Origin of the sequence: Streptomyces sp. BE20, assembly GCF_036322525.1 — a bacterium.
Lineage (GTDB): Bacteria > Actinomycetota > Actinomycetes > Streptomycetales > Streptomycetaceae > Kitasatospora.
Map to the genome: position 1 here is coordinate 32,532 of NZ_JAQYWW010000542.1, position 16,335 is coordinate 48,866.

Below are 16,335 nucleotides of genomic sequence, written 5' to 3' on the forward strand. Positions count from 1 at the left end.
CCCGGGAAGGCGGCGCGCCCTTCCGACAACAGCACACGCGGCCGAGGAGTCCACCCGGATGAGCACCACCCACACCGACCGGCTGCGTGCGTTGCTGGAGCCGCTGGCCGCGCAGGCGGGCCTGGACCTGGAGGACGTGAAGGTCACCCAGGCGGGCAACCGCCGGCAGGTCCAGATCGACGTGGACGCCGACGGCGGCGTGGACCTGGACGCCATCGCGGAGTTCAGCCGCGTGGTCGGCGAGGCCCTGGACGAGTCGGACGTGATGGGCGCCGGCGCGTACGTGCTGGAGGTCGGTTCGCCGGGTGCGGAGCGTCCGCTGGGCGCACCGCGGCACTGGATCCGCGCCGAGGGCCGACTGGCCAAGATCAACCTGGTCGACGGCGGGGAGATCGTCGCCCGGGTGCTGTCGGCCGACGAGGACGGCGCACTGGTCGAGGTGCAGCCCGTGAAGGGCCGCGGCCGGCCCAAGGAGCGCCGTCTGGAGTACACCGAGGTCGACCGGGCGCGCGTCCAGGTGGAGTTCAACCGCAAGGACGAGCAGCTTCTCGACGAGACCCCGGATTTCGCGGACGACGCGGACGACGCCCTGGCGGGCGACTCCTCGGAGGAGGGGGACGACGGTGCGCAGTGACGACCTTCGCACCGACCGCACCATGATGAACGTGACGAAAGACGAGGAGGCGTAGCCGTGGACATCGACATGAGTGCCCTGCGCGCGCTGAGCAGCGAGAAGAACATCCCCTTCGACCTGGTGGTCGAGTCGATCGAGTCGGCCCTCCTCACCGCGTACCACCGCACCGAGGGCTCGCGCCGCCGGGCCCGGGTCGACCTGGACCGCAGGTCCGGCCACGTGACCGTGTGGGCCACCGAGGACCCGGCGGAGCTGGACGAGGGCGTCGAGCCCAAGGAGTTCGACGACACCCCGAACGGCTTCGGCCGGATCGCGTCCAGCATCGGCATGCAGGTGATGCTGCAGCGGCTGCGCGACGCCGCCGACGACCAGACGTTCGGTGAGTACGCCGGCAAGGAGGGCGACATCGTCACCGGTGTTGTCCAGCAGGGCAACGACCCGAAGAACGTGCTGGTCGACATCGGCAAGCTGGAGGCCATCCTGCCGCCGCAGGAGCAGGTCCCGGGCGAGGACTACCGGCACGGCACCCGACTCAAGTGCTACGTCGTGGCGGTCCGCCGGGGCGTCCGCGGTGCGTCGGTGACGCTGTCCCGGACCCACCCGAGCCTGGTCAAGAAGCTGTTCGCGCTGGAGGTCCCGGAGATCGCGGACGGCAGCGTGGAGATCGCGGCGATCGCCCGCGAGGCCGGCCACCGCACCAAGATCGCGGTCTGGTCGCGCCGCCAGGGCCTGAACGCCAAGGGCGCCTGCATCGGCCCGATGGGCTCCCGGGTGCGCGCGGTGATGGGCGAGCTGCACGGCGAGAAGATCGACATCGTCGACTGGTCGGAGGACCCGCGCGAGATGGTCGCCGCCGCGCTGTCCCCCGCGCGGGTGACGAGCGTGGAGATCGTGGACCTCCAGCAGCGCTCCGCACGGGTGATCGTGCCGGACTACCAGCTGTCGCTGGCGATCGGCAAGGAAGGGCAGAACGCCCGCCTCGCCGCCCGTCTCACCGGCTGGCGGATCGACATCCGTCCGGACACCGAGGGCCAGCCCGAGGGCCGTTCCGAGGCCGGCGACCGGGCCGGTGACTGACCGCGGTTCTGCCGGCGGGTCGGTGCCGCACGAGCCCCCTGCGGATCCTCCCCGGATCGGCGGGGCGGCGCCATGTCCCTCCGGAGGGGTAGACTTGCCTTCGTCTGGCCGGACGCACGTCCGAGCACGCCCGGAACGCACCTGCGTGGGCTGCCGAAAGCGCGCGGCCAAGCACCTGCTGTTGCGTGTCACGGCGGTCGAGGGCGTCTGCGTCCCCGATCCCCGTGGCGCACTGCCGGGCCGGGGCGCTCACCTGCACCCCGAACCGGCCTGCCTCGACCTCGCGGTCCGCAGACGGGCGTTCCCCCGGGCCTTCCGGCTCCAGGGCACGCTCGACACCGAGCGGATCCGCGAGTACCTCGGGGAACGGGCGGGCGACACCCCGGAGCCCTGAGCTTCCCAGGCCAGGTCCGGTGGGGCACCCCCTCGTCACGGCCGCCGCTCGCGCGGCGGAGAACCACCGCAACAAGCACGGCGGGCGGGCAGCCGCACGCCGTGCCACCAGTCAGGTACCTCGCGATGTGGAAGTAGGTCGAGATTGCGATGAGCACTCGATGAGTACGCGATGAGTACGCGATGGGTACGCCCATGAAGTAGCGACGGTCCGGCGGACGAGACACCCCGGACTCATAGATCAGGAGTGAAGTGGCTAAGGTCCGGGTTTACGAACTCGCCAAGGAGCTCGGTTTGGAGAGCAAGGCCGTGATGGCCAAGCTCACCGAGTTGGGTGAGTTCGTCCGTTCGGCGTCCTCGACCATCGAGGCGCCGGTCGTACGCAAGTTGACTGACGCGCTGGGAGTGGCCCCCACCGGTGGGGGCTCCGCTGCCAAGCCGGGCCCGCGGAAGCCCGCGGCGCCCCAGCCCACCGGTGGCGCCGCCGCCGGTGCGGCCGCACCCAGGCCGGGTGGGCCCACCCCGGGACCGCGCCCTGCCGCGACCCCGGGTCCCCGTCCGGCCCCGGCCGCCGCGGCTCCCGCCGCCCCGGCCGCCCCCGCAACCCCCGCCGCCGCGCCCAAGCCGGCCGGCGCCCCCGCTCCGGGCCCGCGCCCGGCGCGTCCGGCCGCTCCCGCGGCCCCGGCCGCCCCGGCGGCCGAGTTCTCCTCGCCCGCCCCGGTGTCCGGCGAGACCCAGGCCCCGCGCCCGGCCTCGCAGGCCCCGCAGGCCCCGCGTTCGGCGGGTGCCCCGGCCGGTGGCGGCAGCGCCCCCGCCGGTGGCAGCGCCCGTCCGGGCCCGCGTCCGGCCGGCCCGCGTCCGGGCAACAACCCGTTCACCTCGGGCAGTGCGACCGGCATGGCCCGCCCCGGTGACCGTCGTCCGGCCGCGCCCGGTGCGCGTCCGGCCGGTCCGGGTGGACAGGGCGGCGACCGTCCGCGTCCCGGTGGCGACCGTCCGGCCCGTCCGGGTGCCGGTGCTCCCGGTGGTGGCGCTCCTCGTCCGGGTGGCGACCGTCCGCAGCGTCCCGGTGGCGCTCCCGGTGCCGGTGGCGCCCCGCGCCCCGGTGGCGACCGTCCGCAGCGTCCCGGTGGCGCTCCCGGTGCCCCGGGTGCCGGTGCCCCCCGTCCGGGTGGCGCCCCGCGTCCCGACGGCATGCCGCGTCCGGCCGGCCCGCGTCCGACCCCGTCGGGCATGCCGCGTCCGAACCCGGGCATGATGCCGCAGCGTCCGGCCGGTCCGGGCCCGCGTCCCGGCCCCGGTGGCCGTGGTCCGGGTGGCCCCGGTGGCCGTCCGGGTGGTCCGGGTGGTGCCGGTGGCGCCCGTCCCGGTTTCGCCGGTCGTCCGGCAGGTCCGGGCTCGCGTCCGGCGGGTGGCGGCTTCGGCGGCCCCCGTCCCGGTGGCGGTGCCCCGGGTGGCGGCGGCGGTTTCGGCCCGCGTCCGGGTGGCTTCGGCGGCCGTCCCGGTGGCCCGGGTGCCCGCGGTGGCACGCAGGGTGCCTTCGGCCGTGGCCCCGGTGGCCGTCCGGCCCGTGGTCGCAAGTCGAAGCGGGCGAAGCGCCAGGAGTACGAGGCCATGCAGGCCCCGTCCGTCGGCGGTGTGATGCTGCCTCGCGGCAACGGTCAGACCGTTCGCCTGTCGAGCGGCGCCTCGCTGATGGACTTCGCGGAGAAGATCAACGCCAACCCGGCCGCGCTCGTCTCCGTCATGTTCAACCTCGGTGAGATGGTCACCGCGACCCAGTCGGTCTCCGACGCCACGCTGCAGCTGCTGGCGGACGAGATGGGCTTCGTCCTGGAGATCGTCAGCCGGGACGACGAGGACCGCGAGCTGCTGGAGTCGTTCGACATCGACTTCGGTGCCGACGAGGGCGACGAGGACCAGCTGGCCGCGCGCCCGCCGGTCGTCACCGTCATGGGTCACGTCGACCACGGTAAGACCCGACTGCTGGACGCGATCCGCAAGTCGAACGTGGTGGCCGGCGAGGCCGGTGGCATCACCCAGCACATCGGTGCCTACCAGGTGGCGACGACGGTGAACGGCGAAGAGCGCCCGATCACCTTCCTCGACACCCCGGGTCACGAGGCGTTCTCCGCCATGCGTGCCCGTGGTGCCAAGTCCACCGACATCGCGATCCTGGTGGTCGCGGCCAACGACGGTGTCATGCCGCAGACGGTCGAGGCGCTCAACCACGCCAAGGCCGCGGGTGTGCCGATCGTGGTCGCCGTCAACAAGATCGACGTCGACGGCGCCGACCCGACCAAGGTCCGCGGTCAGCTGACCGAGTTCGGCCTGGTGGCCGAGGAGTACGGCGGCGACACCATGTTCGTCGACATCTCCGCGCGCCAGGGTCTCAACATCGACCAGCTGCTGGAGGCCGTGGTCCTCACCGCGGACGCCTCGCTCGACCTGCGGGCCAACCCCGACCAGGACGCGCAGGGTATCGCCATCGAGGCCCACCTCGACAAGGGCCGCGGCGCCATGGCGACCGTGCTCGTGCAGCGCGGTACCCTCCGCGTCGGCGACTCGATCGTGGTCGGCGACGCCTACGGCCGCGTCCGCGCGATGCTGGACGAGAACGGCAACAGCGTCGCCGAGGCCGGCCCGTCCCGCCCGGTGCTGCTGCTCGGTCTGACCTCGGTGCCCCGCGCCGGCGACAGCTTCATCGTCGTCGACGAGGACCGCACCGCCCGCCAGATCGCCGAGAAGCGCTCGGCCCGTGACCGCAACGCCGCCTTCGCGCAGCGTCGGGTCCGGGTGTCCCTGGAGGACCTGGACAAGGCCATCGCCGCCGGCTCCATCGAGCAGCTCAACCTCATCATCAAGGGTGACGTCTCCGGTTCGGTCGAGGCTCTTGAGGACGCCCTCGTCAAGCTGGACGTCGGCGAGGAGGTCGAGCTCCGGGTCCTGCACCGCGGTGTGGGTGCCATCACCGAGTCCGACGTGGACCTGGCGATGGGCTCGGACGCCATCATCATCGGCTTCAACGTGCGCGCGGAGGGTCGTGCGCGCGCCGCGGCCGACAAGGAAGGCGTGGACGTCCGGTACTACTCGGTCATCTACCAGGCGATCGAGGAGATCGAGAACGCCCTCAAGGGCATGCTCAAGCCGGAGTACGAGGAGGTTCGCCTCGGCTCCGCGGAGATCCGCGAGGTGTTCCGCTCCTCCAAGTTCGGCAACATCGCCGGTGTCCTGGTCCGCGAGGGCCTGCTGCGCCGCAACGCCAAGGCCCGCCTCATCCGCGACGGCAAGGTCGTGGCGGAGAGCCTCACCATCGAGGGTCTGCGCCGCTTCAAGGACGACGCGACCGAGGTCCGCGAGGGCTTCGAGGCCGGTGTCACGCTCGGTTCGTTCAACGACATCAAGGTCGAGGACGTCATCGAGACCTACGAGATGCGCGAGAAGCCGCGCGCGTAAGCGAGTGGTGTCCGGGGCCGGTCGGCGGGTGGAATTCCCGTCGACCGGCCCCGGTCTCGCTGTGTAGGGTCCTCGTAGACCAGCCCGCTCCCGGGCTGTCACCGAGGCCTTCAGGTCGGCTGGACCTGTCACACATGTTCGTGGGAACACTCACCTTCGACCTGCTGCTGGGCGACGTCCACTCGCTCAAGGAGAAACGGTCGATCGTACGGCCCATCGTGGCCGAACTGCAGCGCAAGTACAGCGTGTGCGCTGCCGAGACCGGGAACCAGGATCTGCACCGCAGGGCCGAGATCGGCCTCGCGGTGGTGTCCGGCGAAGCCGGGTACGTCACCGAGATCCTGGACAGCTGTGAGCGGTTGGTCGCCGGCCGCCCCGAGGTTCAGCTGCTCTCCGCCAGGAGGCGCTACCACAACGACGACGACGAATGAGATCTGCGGAGCAGACCGGCGCGAGTCGCCGTTCTCACACAGATCAGGACCGAGAGCGCCCACAAGGCTGGGCGCGGGCCGGTACTTTGGGGCTGGGGCCCCGACGGGCGCGCAACATGCCCGACCACCCGGCCCACTGCACGAGGAGGCAACGTGACCGACACCGCAAGGGCGCGCAAGCTCGCCGACCGCATCCAGGTGGTCGTCGCCCAGACCCTGGAACGGCGGATCAAGGACCCCCGGCTGGGGTTCGTGACCATCACCGACGCACGGGTGACCGGCGACCTGCGCGAGGCCACCGTCTTCTACACCGTCTACGGTGACGACACCGAGCGCGAGGCCACGGCCGCCGCGCTGGAGAGCGCCAAGGGCGTGCTCCGCTCCGAGGTCGGCAAGCAGACCGGGGTGCGCTTCACCCCGACGCTGACCTTCATCGCGGACGCACTGCCGGAGAACGCCCGGAACATCGACGACCTGCTCGACCGGGCCAGGGCCATCGACGCGGCGGTGCGCACCACCGCCGCGGGCGCGGTCTACGCCGGTGACGCGGACCCGTACAAGGTTCCGGCGTCCGAGCGTGACGACGAGGACGAGTAGTCATGGCGGGTGAGCCGGCGGAGGCCGGTTCGACAACCGGTACGGCCACGGCCGGTACGGCCACGGGGGCATCCTCCACCGACACGGTGGAGGGTGCCCTCGCGGTGCTTCCGGGACCGCGTGCCGAGGAGAGCGGTTTCGAGCTGGTGTGGCAGCAGGTGGTCGCGGAGATCGGGCGGGCCCGCTCCGTCGACCTGATCTGCCACATCTGCCCGGACGGCGACGCGCTCGGTTCCGCCCTGGCGGCCGGGCTGGCGCTGCGCGGCCTCGGCAAGGAGGTGCGGGTCTCCTTCGGTGACGACCCGCAGGTCGTGCCCGAGTCGCTGGCCTTCCTGCCCGGCCGGGAACTGATCGTGCCGGCCTCCGAGGTGCCCGAGGCCCCGGACCTGGTGCTCTGCTTCGACGTCGCCGCGGAGAGCCGGCTGGGGCTGCTGCACGGGAAGGCCTTCGCGGCGCCCGTGCTGGTGGTCTTCGACCACCACGCCTCCAACCCCGGGTTCGGCACCCACCAGTTGATCGACCCGGGCGCCCCGGCCACCGCCGTCCTGGTGGACGAGCTGCTGCGCCGGCTCGGCGTCGAACTCGACCAGGACCTGGCCACCTGCCTCTACACCGGGGTCGCCACCGACACCGGCTCGTTCAAGTACCGGGCCACCACGCCCGCCACCCACGAACTCGCCGCGCGGCTGCTGGCCACCGGCATCCGGCAGGACCTCATCTCGCGGCAGCTGTGGGACACCTCCTCCTTCGGCTACCTCAAGGTGCTGGCCGGTGCGCTCGACCGGGCCGTCTACGAGCCGGCCGCGGCCGGCGGGCTCGGCCTGGTGTGGACCTGGGTGCCCTACCAGGACCTGGTGCTCTTCAGTGTCACCGTCGAGGAGATCGAGGGCCTGATCGACATCCTGCGCCGCCCGGCCGAGGCCGAGGTGGCGCTGGTGCTCAAGCAGGACCCGGACGGCACGCTGCGCGGCTCCTCGCGCTCCAAGGGCGCGGTGGACGTCGCGGCGGCCTGCACCGCGCTCGGCGGTGGCGGGCACACCTTCGCGGCCGGATTCTCCGTCCGGGAGGATGTCACCGCGGTGGTGGAGCGGTTCCGGGGCGCGCTGCGGCCCGTGTGACCGGCCGCCGTGGGGACGGCGCGCGGGGCGCCGGGGGGCGGTCCGGCACGGCCGGCCCGTTCGGCCGGCCCGGACGCGGCCCGTCCCGTGTAGTTGACCATCCTTAGAGAAAGAACTTGATGAAGCGCAAAGGCACCGGTCCGGACGGCCTGGTCATCGTCGACAAGCCGGAGGGCATCACCTCGCACGGGGTGGTCGCCAAGCTGCGGTGGTTGGCCGGGACGCGGAAGGTCGGCCACGCCGGCACCCTCGACCCGATGGCCACCGGCGTGCTGGTGATCGGGGTCGAACGGGCCACCCGGCTGCTCGGCCACCTGATGCTCACCGCCAAGACCTACGAGGCCACCGTCCGGCTCGGTCAGACCACCGTCACCGACGACCGGGAGGGCGACGTCACCGCCTCCGCCCCGGCCGACGCGGTGCGCCGGGAGGACATCGACTCCGGGATCGCCGCCCTCACCGGCGAGATCATGCAGGTGCCGTCCAAGGTCAGTGCGATCAAGATCGACGGCAAGCGGTCGTACGCGCGCGTGCGCGAGGGCGAGGACTTCGAGCTGGCCGCCCGACCGACCACGATCCACTCCTTCACGGTCCACGAGCAGCGCGCCGCCGTCGCCGAGGACGGCACGCCGGTGATCGACCTGGACGTCACCGTGGAGTGCTCCTCCGGCACCTACATCCGGGCGCTGGCCCGCGACCTCGGCGCGGCGCTCGGTGTCGGAGGCCACCTGACCGCGCTGCGGCGCACCCGGGTCGGCCCGTACGGGGTGGAGTCGGCGCGGACCCTGGAGGAGCTGGAGGAGGCGGTCACCGGGGGCTCCGACGGCTCCGGCGCGCCGCTGGAGGTGTTGCCGATCGGGGAGGCCGCCGCGGCGGCCTTCCCGCGCTGGGACCTGGACGCCGACCAGGCGAAGCAGCTGTCGCACGGCGCCCGGCTGAAGGCGCCGGGCCTGGACGTGGGCGGGCCGATCGCGGTGTTCGGGCCGGACGGCGGGTTCCTCGCGCTGGTGGAGGAGAAGGGCGGCCAGGCCAGGCCGGTCGCCGTCTTCGTGGGCTGAGGACGGCCCGGGGCAGGGCCCCGGAAGCCCCGGGCCCTCGGGCTCGGGGCTTCCGGGGTTCCGTGCTTTCCGGCCACGGTCTCTCGGCGACCGGTCGTGCGAGGCGGAGGGCGGAGGGGGCGGGCGGGGGCGCGCAGGGGTTCGTACCGCCCGGAGTTCACCCGCACGGGGGAGCGCGCGAGGCGAACGGCAGTCGTGAACGGCGTGGGTGTGGTCGGCCCGCACCGGGGCCGGGCAGGCTCCCGGGCGGCGGACAGGTCGCCGCGACGAGTCCACTCCGGGGCCGGCCGGCCCTGCCGGGAGGGGCTGCTCGATGCCGGGACTGCTGGGCTTCCTGGGCTTGCCGGCGGACGACGGGGCGGCGGGCGACACCGGCCACCGGCTGCTGCGGATCCGCGACCGGGACGGGCGCCCGCGCGGACTCGGCTTCGTGGTCGACCTGCAGGGCACCGTCCTCACCGCCCACGAGACCGTCGAGGGACTCGACCGGATCGTTCTGCACACCCCCGGCGGCCAGACCCGGGTCCTCGGCCCGGACCACGTCCGGGCGCTGCCCGGGTACGGCCTCGCCCTGCTGCGCACCGACGCGGTCGGCGGTGTCCCCGTGCCGCCGCTGCCGGTCACGGCGCCCCCCGCGGCGCAGGCCGGGGACGTCCTGCTGGTGCCCGTACCGGTCTGGGCGGACGGCCGCCCCGACGGGCGGACGGTGCTGCTGCGCTGCGGCGTCGCCGAGACCACCGGGGCCCTCTACGCGCGGGCGGGCGGCTGTCACCTGATCGCCGGCGCGCTGCTGCTCGACGTGCCGCCGCCCGGCGACGCGGCGGTGGTGCCGGCCGGCGCGCCCGTCCTGGACGCCCGCACCGGCGCGGTGGTCGCGGTGGTCGCCCCCGCGCTGCGGGCCCCCGGCCGGCCCGGGGCACCCGTCGCCGTACCGGTGGCGGGGCCGGGATCCGGCCCGGGTGCGGCGGGTGCGGGAGCGGACACCGGGTACGGCGGCTCGGAGTTGGCCGAGGTACTGGCCCGCAACGCGGCCGGGGTGCCCGCCTACGGCGGCGCGCTCAACCTGGCCGGGGTGCTGCGGCTGGCCGCGGCCCAGCTGGCCGCCGCCGGCGCGGGGCCGGGCCGGGTGTCCGGGCTGGCGGCCGACCGGGTGGACCGGCCGGACGGGCTGGGGGAGTGGCCCGGTGACGGCGAGGACGGCGGCGCCGCCGGTGACGGTCCGGACGGGTGGGCCGGTCCACCCGGGGGCCCGGCGGGGGCGGGGATCGTCACGCTGGTCGGGGCGCCCGGGTCGGGGCGGAGCACCGAGCTGGCGGCCCTCGCCGTGCGGCGCGGCGGCGGGGAACGGCCCCGGCCCACGCTGTGGCTGCGCGGCGCCGATCTGGGCGCCGGGGACGCCTCGCTCGCGGAGGCCGTGGAGCGGGCGTTCGCCGGGGCGGCCGAACCGGGCACACCGCCGCCGGGACCGGGCACGGCGGCCGGGCTCTGCGCGGCGGCCGGGCGGCCGTTGCTGGTGGTGCTGGACGGGCCGGAGGAGGCGCCGGTGCCGCTCGACGCCGACTGGCTGCGGGTGACCGCGCGGTGGCTGGCGGCCTGTGGCGCGCGGTTGCTCACGGCCTGCGGGGACGAGGCATGGGAGCGGCTGGCGCCGGGCGGCGGAACGGGGGACTTCCTGGTCCCGGTGGGCGGAGCGGCGGCCCGGTACGGCGGGTCGCCGCCGTCCTCCCCCGCCGTCCGGGTCGCCGTCCGCCGGCTGGGGCCGCTCCCGGCCGAGGCGGCGGACCGGGTCCGGCGGCGGTACGGGCTGCCGCCGGGGTGGCCGGAGGAGGCGGACGCCCGTCACCCGCTCGCGGTCCGGTTGGCCGGGGAACTGTGGGCCGAGGGCCTGCGGGGGGAGCCCGCCCGGCGGGGCGAGCTCTTCGGCGCCCGTCTCGACCTGTGCTGCCTGCGGGTGGCGCAGCGGCTCGCCGAGGACGGGCGGCCCCGCCGGTCGGGAGCCCACCGCAGGGGTGCCGTCCGCCGGGCGGGGCACGGGCGGGTGCGGCGGCTGGCGGCGGCGGTGGCCGGCCGGGTGCACGAGGCGGCCCGGCGGATGCTGGGCGCCGAGCAGGGCGGGCTGGGCCGGGCGGTGTTCGAGGAGCTGTTCCCGGTGGCCGGCGGCTGGGCGGCGGCGGTGCTGGCGGAGGGGCTGTTCGTGCCGGCCGGACCGGGCTACCGGTTCGCGCACGGCGAGTTCGCCGACTGGCTGCAGGGGCGGCACCTGGACCTGGACGAGGCACTGCGGCTGCTGCTCGGCGAGACCGAGGACACCCGCCCGGCCGGCGAGGCCCGGACGGTGTCCCGCTCCCGGGTCGGTCCCGTGGCCGCCGCGCTCCGGCGGATCGCCGACACCTGGGGCGCGCCGGCGCTGGACCCGTGGCTGCACCGGATCTGGCGGGCGCTGGACCTGCGCCCGCCCGGCAGTGAACCCGGCTGGTGGGCCGGGCGGTTGCTGATCGCCGGTCTGGCCGCCAGCCCCGATCTCGCCGAGCACCGCGCCCTGCTCGACCAGCTGGCCGACCGGATCGTCGAACGCGCTGCGGCCGAGGGCGGGTTCGAGCGGCTTCCGGAGGCCGGGCTCGGCCGGTTCGGCCCGGACTTCTGGGCCGGCCTGCGCCTGCCCGTCGAGCGTGAACTCGCGCTGTACCGAAGGCTGGTGGTCGCCGACGGCCCCGACCGGGGCTTCCTCGCGGCAACGGCCGACCGGCTGCGTGCCGACCCGGCGGGCACCCTCCCGCTGCTCTGCGCCTGGTTCGACGACCCGCGGGGCCTGCCCGTCCGCCCCGGCAGCACTGTCGCGGACCTCGTCCACGATCTGCTGTACTCCCACCGTGCCCTGGCCCTGGACGAGTTGACCGAGGCGCTGGCCGGCGCCGCTCATCCGAGGGCGGACGCGCTCCTCGCCGTCCTGGCCGTCGAGGAGCCCTCGGCGCTCTGCCGGGCGGTGGACCGCTGGAGCCACGACCGGCGCCCCGAGCGCCATGTCGCCGCCGCCGTGCACGCGCTGCGCACCGCCCCGCACGCGAGCGGCGCCGGGCCGGAGCTGCTGCGGTTCACCGCGCTGACCCTGCTGGCCCGGGAGGACGAGCCGGCCCTGCACGGCGCCGCGCTCGCCCTGCTGGTCCGGGACGGGCGGACCCGGACGGCCCACCTCCCGGCGGCGCTGGCCGCGTACCGGCGAGGGGAGGACCGCTTCCTCACCGCGGCGGTGCTGGCGCCGGCCCTGGAGAGCGACCCGGAGCCGGTCCTCGCCGCCCTCGCCGCCCGGTTGGGCGGGCCGGAGGGGCCAGCGGGTCGGACGGGTCCGGCAGGCCGGGCGGATGAGGCAGGCCGACCGGCCCCGGTCGCCGGGACGCTCCGGGTGCTGGCGGACGCCCGGGCACCCCTGGCCGTCCGGCGGGGCGCCGAGCTGGTGGCCCGGTTGCTGCGCGAGCGTCCGGCCCTGGCCGGGCCGGTGGCGGTCGACTACCTCGGCCGCAGGCTGGCGGGCGGGGCCGTCGAGGGCGCGGCCGCCCGGCTGGAGCTCCGGGTGCTCCTGAGCAGTGGTCTGGCGGCCCGGGCGGTGGCCGTCCGGCGGCCGTTCGCCGAGGTGCTGTCCCGTCCGGTGGCCGACCCGGTGGCGGACGCCCTGCGCTGTGAGCTGCTGGACACCCTGCTGGCCACCGAGGGCGATCCGGAGGTGCTGGCCGCCGCCGTGGCCGCGCTCGCCGAGCACTGCGCGGCCGAGCGGCCGGTCAGGGCCCGGGCCGTCCTGGTGCGGGCGGCGGCCGGGCTGCCGGACGCGGACGGGCTGCTGGTCCGCTGCGCCGGCGGGTCGGCGGCGTTCGCGCTGCTGCTGGCACGGTGGCCGGCGGGCGGCAGGCCCGCCCGCCCCGCCGGTCCCCGCCTGGACCGGCTGCGCGACCTGGTGGCGGCGGGCCGGGACCCGCGGGACGCGGCTGCCGAGGCCGGGCGGGGGGTCGGCCCGGGGTCCGGGACGGGGGCGCTTCGTACACCCGGCACCGGGGCCCGGCACCCGGCGGTGCGTCCAACCCGCCTTCCGGTGCCGAACTCGGGACAGGCGCATGGCACGCTATAGGGGTTCGGGTTTTGAGCGTTTGAGCGTACAGAAGGTACGCGTCGTACGGAACAAGGAGCGGTCAGGGTGCAACGCTGGCGTGGCCTGGAGGAGATCCCCGGTGACTGGGGACGCAGCGTCGTCACCATCGGTTCGTTCGACGGAGTGCACCGTGGGCACCAGCTGATCATCGGCCGGGCGGTCGAGCGCGCCCGCGAGCTCGGGGTCCGGTCGGTCGTGGTCACCTTCGACCCGCACCCGAGCGAGGTGGTTCGTCCGGGCAGCCATCCGGCGCTGCTGGCCCCGCAGCCGCGCCGCGCGGAGCTGATCGAGGCGCTCGGCGTGGACGCCGTCCTGGTGCTGCCGTTCACCACCGAGTTCTCGAAGGAGTCCCCGGAGGAGTTCTTCCGGCAGGTGCTGGTGGACGCGCTGCACGCGTGCCTGGTCGTCGAGGGGCCGAACTTCCGGTTCGGCCACCGGGCGGCCGGCAACGTCGCGTTGCTGGCCGAACTGGGCCGGTCGGCCGACTGCGGCGTCGAGGTCGTCGACCTCCGGGTGCGCGGGGCGGCGGGCGACGGCGAGCCGTTCTCCTCGACCCTGACCCGCCGGCTGGTCGCCGCGGGCGACGTGGCCGGGGCCGGCGAGGTGCTGGGCCGCCCGCACCGGGTGGAGGGCGAGGTGGTGCGCGGCGCGCAGCGCGGCCGTGAGCTGGGCTACCCGACCGCCAACGTGGACACCGTGCCGCACAGCGCCGTCCCGGCCGACGGGGTGTACGCGGGCTGGCTGACGGCCGACGGCGAGCGGATGCCGGCGGCCATCTCGGTCGGCACCAACCCGACCTTCGACGGCACCGCCCGGACCGTCGAGGCGTACGCCATCGACCGGGTCGGGCTGGACCTCTACGGGCTGCACGTGGCCGTCGAGTTCCTCGTCTACCTGCGCGGGATGGAGAAGTTCGACTCGATCGAGGCGCTGCTGGACCGGATGGCCGACGACGTGAAGCGGTCGCGCGAGCTGACCGACGCCGGCTGACCCGCCGGATCCGCGCGCAAGGGCCCGCCGACTCCGGTCGGCGGGCCCTTGCGCGCGGTGCGCTCTCCTACTGCTTCTACTGCTGTTGCTGTTGCTGTTGCTGTTGCTGGGGCGGTGCGGGCGGCGGCGGGTAGCCGTACCCGGCGGGCGGCGGCGGCTGGCCGCCGTCGGGCTGGGGGTAGCCGTATCCACCGCCCGGCGGCGCGGGCTGCTGCGGCTGCTGCCACTCCGGCGCCGGCTGGGGCGGCCCCTGCGGCGGGTAGCCGTAGCCGGCCGGCGGCGGGGTCTGGCCCGGCTGCGCCCAGGGAGCACCGGGGACGGGCTGGGGGCCCGGCTGCTGCCACGGTTGCACCGGCTGCTGGTGCGGGTACGGCTGCTGCTGCGGGTCCGGGTGGAGCGGGCCGGGCTGCTGGGCCGGCTGCTGCTGCGGGGCGTAGGGCTGCGGTGCGGCGGCGTACTGCTGTGCGCCCGGGTGCTGCCAGCTCGCCTGCTGGGCCGCGGCCTGCTGGGCGCGGACGATGTCCTCGGCGACCAGCGCGGCGAGGTCGAAGTACGCCTCGCGGACCTTGGGCCGCATCATGTCGAGGTTGACCTCGGCGCCGGCTGCCAGGCTCTCGTCGAACGGCACCACGACCACGCCCCGGCAGCGGGTCCGGAAGTGCGCGACGATGTCCTCGACCTTGATCATCTTGCTGGTCTCGCGGACCCCGGAGACCACGGTGATCGAACGCTGCACCAGATCGGCGTAGCCGTGCGCGGAGAGCCAGTCCAGCGTGGTCGAGGCGGACGAGGCGCCGTCCACGCTGGGGGTGGAGACGATGATCAGCTGGTCGGCGAGGTCCAGCACCCCGCGCATCGCGCTGTACAGCAGGCCGGTGCCGGAGTCGGTCAGGATGATCGGGTACTGGCGGCCCAGCACGTCGATGACCTGCCGGTAGTCCGAGTCGTTGAAGGTCGTCGAGACGGCCGGGTCGACATCGTTCGCCAGGATCTCCAGGCCCGAGTGCAGGTCCTGCGAGGTGAACTGACGGATGTCCATGTAGCTGCGCAGATGCGGGATGGCCGTCACCAGGTCGCGGATGGTCGCGCCGGTCTGCCGCTTGACCCGGCGGCCGAGCGTGCCGGCGTCCGGGTTGGCGTCGATCGCGATCACCTTGTCCTGGCGCTCGCTGGCCAGCGTCGCGCCGAGGGCGGTCGTGGTCGTGGTCTTGCCGACGCCGCCCTTGAGGCTGATCACGGCGATCCGGTAGCAGCTGAGCACCGGGGTGCGGATGATCTCCAGCTTGCGGGACTTCTCGGCGGCGGCGGCCTTGCCTCCGAACTGGAACCGCGGCTGCTGGCGCTGCTGCTTCGGCTGGCTGCGCAGCAGGCGGTCCGAGGAGAGCTCGACGGCGGCCGTGTAGCCGAGCGGGGCGCCGTGCGCGGTCTGCTGCGGGGCCCCGGACTGCTGCATCGCGGCGGGCGCCTGCGGGGCGTCGGGCTGCTGCTGCCAGGGCTGGGCGGGCAGGCCAGGGCCCGGCTGCGGGGGCTGCTGCTGGTAGGCGTTCGGCTGGGGCCAGCCGGCCGCGCGCGGGTCGGCGGCGGCCTGCGGGCCGGCCTGCGGGCCGGGCTGCGGAGCCGGGGCCTGCTGGGCGGCCTGCTGCGCGGCGGCCCAGGCGGCGGCCTGCGGGTCCTGCGACTGCTGCACCTGCTGGGCTTGCTGGGCCTGCTGGGAGTACGGCTGAGGCTGGGGCTGGGCCTGCGGGTACCCCTGGGCCTGCTGCTGCGGGTCCGGGTACGGCAGGGCCGGCTGCGCCGGCAGCGGCGCCGGGGCGGGCGCAGGCGGGTGGGGTCCACCGGGGTAGGGCTGCGGTTGCACCGACGGGTCGGCCGCGGGCCAGGGCTGGGCGACGGCCGGCGGCTGCTCCGCGTACGGGGCGGGAACCGGGGCGGGCGCGGGCACGGCCGGGTGGGTCGGCGGAGCGGCGAACGGGGGGTGCGGCGCCGCTATCCCGGCGGTGGGTGCGGCCGGGACGGCCGGCGCGGGCGCCGGCTGCGGCTGGAACTGGGGCTGGACCGGCGGCTGGGGTTGCGGAGCGGGCTCGGCGGCCGGAACGGGCGCCACCGGCGCGGGGGCCACCGGAGCCGGAGCGGGCGGCGCCACCGGAGCCGCTGCCGTCGGGGCGGGGGCAGGGGCGGGGGCAGGCGTCGGAGCCGGACCGGGAGCCGCCGGAGCACCCGGGGCGTCCGTCTGTACGTACCAGGACGGGGGAGTGTAGTCGGGTGCGTCGGACCAGTCGTCGTCGTCCTCCGCCGCGTTGTCGCCGACGTAGACGCCGTCCCGATCGCTACTCACCTGAGGCTCCCTCGTGTTCGCCGCCGCACGTTCGCGGTGCCGTTGCCGCATCACAGCCTAGGCCGTGAGCCACCCCCCACTGAAGGCGGTATCTCATCTCCGACCGGG

Annotated in this window: 11 protein-coding genes; 10 read left to right on the forward strand and 1 reads right to left on the reverse strand. The window is 75.3% G+C overall.

From position 1 onward, the window contains the following. The first annotated feature begins 58 nt into the window (after positions 1-58). The 10 genes from rimP (at position 59) to PUR61_RS08995 (ending at position 13,892) form a co-directional block, all read left to right on the forward strand. The gene (gene rimP, locus PUR61_RS08950) at positions 59-634 is read left to right on the forward strand and encodes a ribosome maturation factor RimP (RefSeq protein WP_329877510.1); all 576 of its coding nucleotides are present in this window, start codon (positions 59-61) and stop codon (positions 632-634) included. 57 nt (positions 635-691) lie between these two features. Beyond that, positions 692-1,711, forward strand: coding sequence for a transcription termination factor NusA (gene nusA, locus PUR61_RS08955; protein WP_329877512.1), 1,020 nt, complete (start codon positions 692-694; stop codon positions 1,709-1,711). A gap of 145 nt (positions 1,712-1,856) precedes the next feature. Next, positions 1,857-2,105: a YlxR family protein gene (locus tag PUR61_RS08960; protein WP_329877514.1), complete on the forward strand. Its 249-nt coding sequence runs from the start codon at positions 1,857-1,859 to the stop codon at positions 2,103-2,105. A gap of 251 nt (positions 2,106-2,356) precedes the next feature. After that, entirely contained in the window at positions 2,357-5,560 is a 3,204-nt protein-coding gene (gene infB, locus PUR61_RS08965) for a translation initiation factor IF-2 (protein WP_329877516.1), read from the forward strand. Positions 5,561-5,694: 134 nt separating this feature from the next. Next, positions 5,695-5,991 (forward strand): DUF503 domain-containing protein, encoded by a 297-nt coding sequence (locus PUR61_RS08970; protein ID WP_030397729.1) that lies wholly within the window; start codon positions 5,695-5,697, stop codon positions 5,989-5,991. A gap of 153 nt (positions 5,992-6,144) precedes the next feature. Continuing rightward, entirely contained in the window at positions 6,145-6,588 is a 444-nt protein-coding gene (rbfA, locus tag PUR61_RS08975) for a 30S ribosome-binding factor RbfA (RefSeq protein ID WP_329877522.1), read from the forward strand. Between the two features lie 2 nt (positions 6,589-6,590). Next, positions 6,591-7,706 carry a DHH family phosphoesterase gene (locus PUR61_RS08980; protein ID WP_329877524.1) on the forward strand — a complete coding sequence of 372 codons (1,116 nt, stop codon included), beginning with the start codon at positions 6,591-6,593 and terminating at the stop codon, positions 7,704-7,706. Between the two features lie 119 nt (positions 7,707-7,825). Further along, a complete protein-coding gene (gene truB, locus PUR61_RS08985; protein WP_329877526.1) occupies positions 7,826-8,764 on the forward strand; it encodes a tRNA pseudouridine(55) synthase TruB in 939 nt (312 codons plus the stop codon). Between the two features lie 313 nt (positions 8,765-9,077). Continuing rightward, the gene (locus tag PUR61_RS08990; RefSeq protein ID WP_329877528.1) at positions 9,078-12,881 is read left to right on the forward strand and encodes a serine protease; all 3,804 of its coding nucleotides are present in this window, start codon (positions 9,078-9,080) and stop codon (positions 12,879-12,881) included. Between the two features lie 66 nt (positions 12,882-12,947). Then, positions 12,948-13,892: a bifunctional riboflavin kinase/FAD synthetase gene (locus tag PUR61_RS08995; protein WP_329877530.1), complete on the forward strand. Its 945-nt coding sequence runs from the start codon at positions 12,948-12,950 to the stop codon at positions 13,890-13,892. A 76-nt stretch (positions 13,893-13,968) separates the two neighbouring features. Here PUR61_RS08995 and PUR61_RS09000 read toward each other — a convergent pair whose 3' ends face one another. Further along, positions 13,969-16,278, reverse strand: coding sequence for a MinD/ParA family ATP-binding protein (locus tag PUR61_RS09000; protein WP_443035138.1), 2,310 nt, complete (start codon positions 16,276-16,278; stop codon positions 13,969-13,971). Positions 16,279-16,335: the final 57 nt, after the last annotated feature.

Excerpts from the sequence above, each read along its gene's own strand:
- rimP (WP_329877510.1), top strand. The coding sequence starts at position 59 with ATGAGCACCACCCACACCGACCGGCTGCGTGCGTTGCTGGAGCCGCTG.
- PUR61_RS08970 (WP_030397729.1), top strand. The coding sequence starts at position 5,695 with ATGTTCGTGGGAACACTCACCTTCGACCTGCTGCTGGGCGACGTCCAC.
- PUR61_RS08980 (WP_329877524.1), top strand. The coding sequence starts at position 6,591 with ATGGCGGGTGAGCCGGCGGAGGCCGGTTCGACAACCGGTACGGCCACG.
- truB (WP_329877526.1), top strand. The coding sequence starts at position 7,826 with ATGAAGCGCAAAGGCACCGGTCCGGACGGCCTGGTCATCGTCGACAAG.
- PUR61_RS08990 (WP_329877528.1), top strand. The coding sequence starts at position 9,078 with ATGCCGGGACTGCTGGGCTTCCTGGGCTTGCCGGCGGACGACGGGGCG.
- PUR61_RS09000 (WP_443035138.1), bottom strand. The coding sequence starts at position 16,278 with ATGCGGCAACGGCACCGCGAACGTGCGGCGGCGAACACGAGGGAGCCT.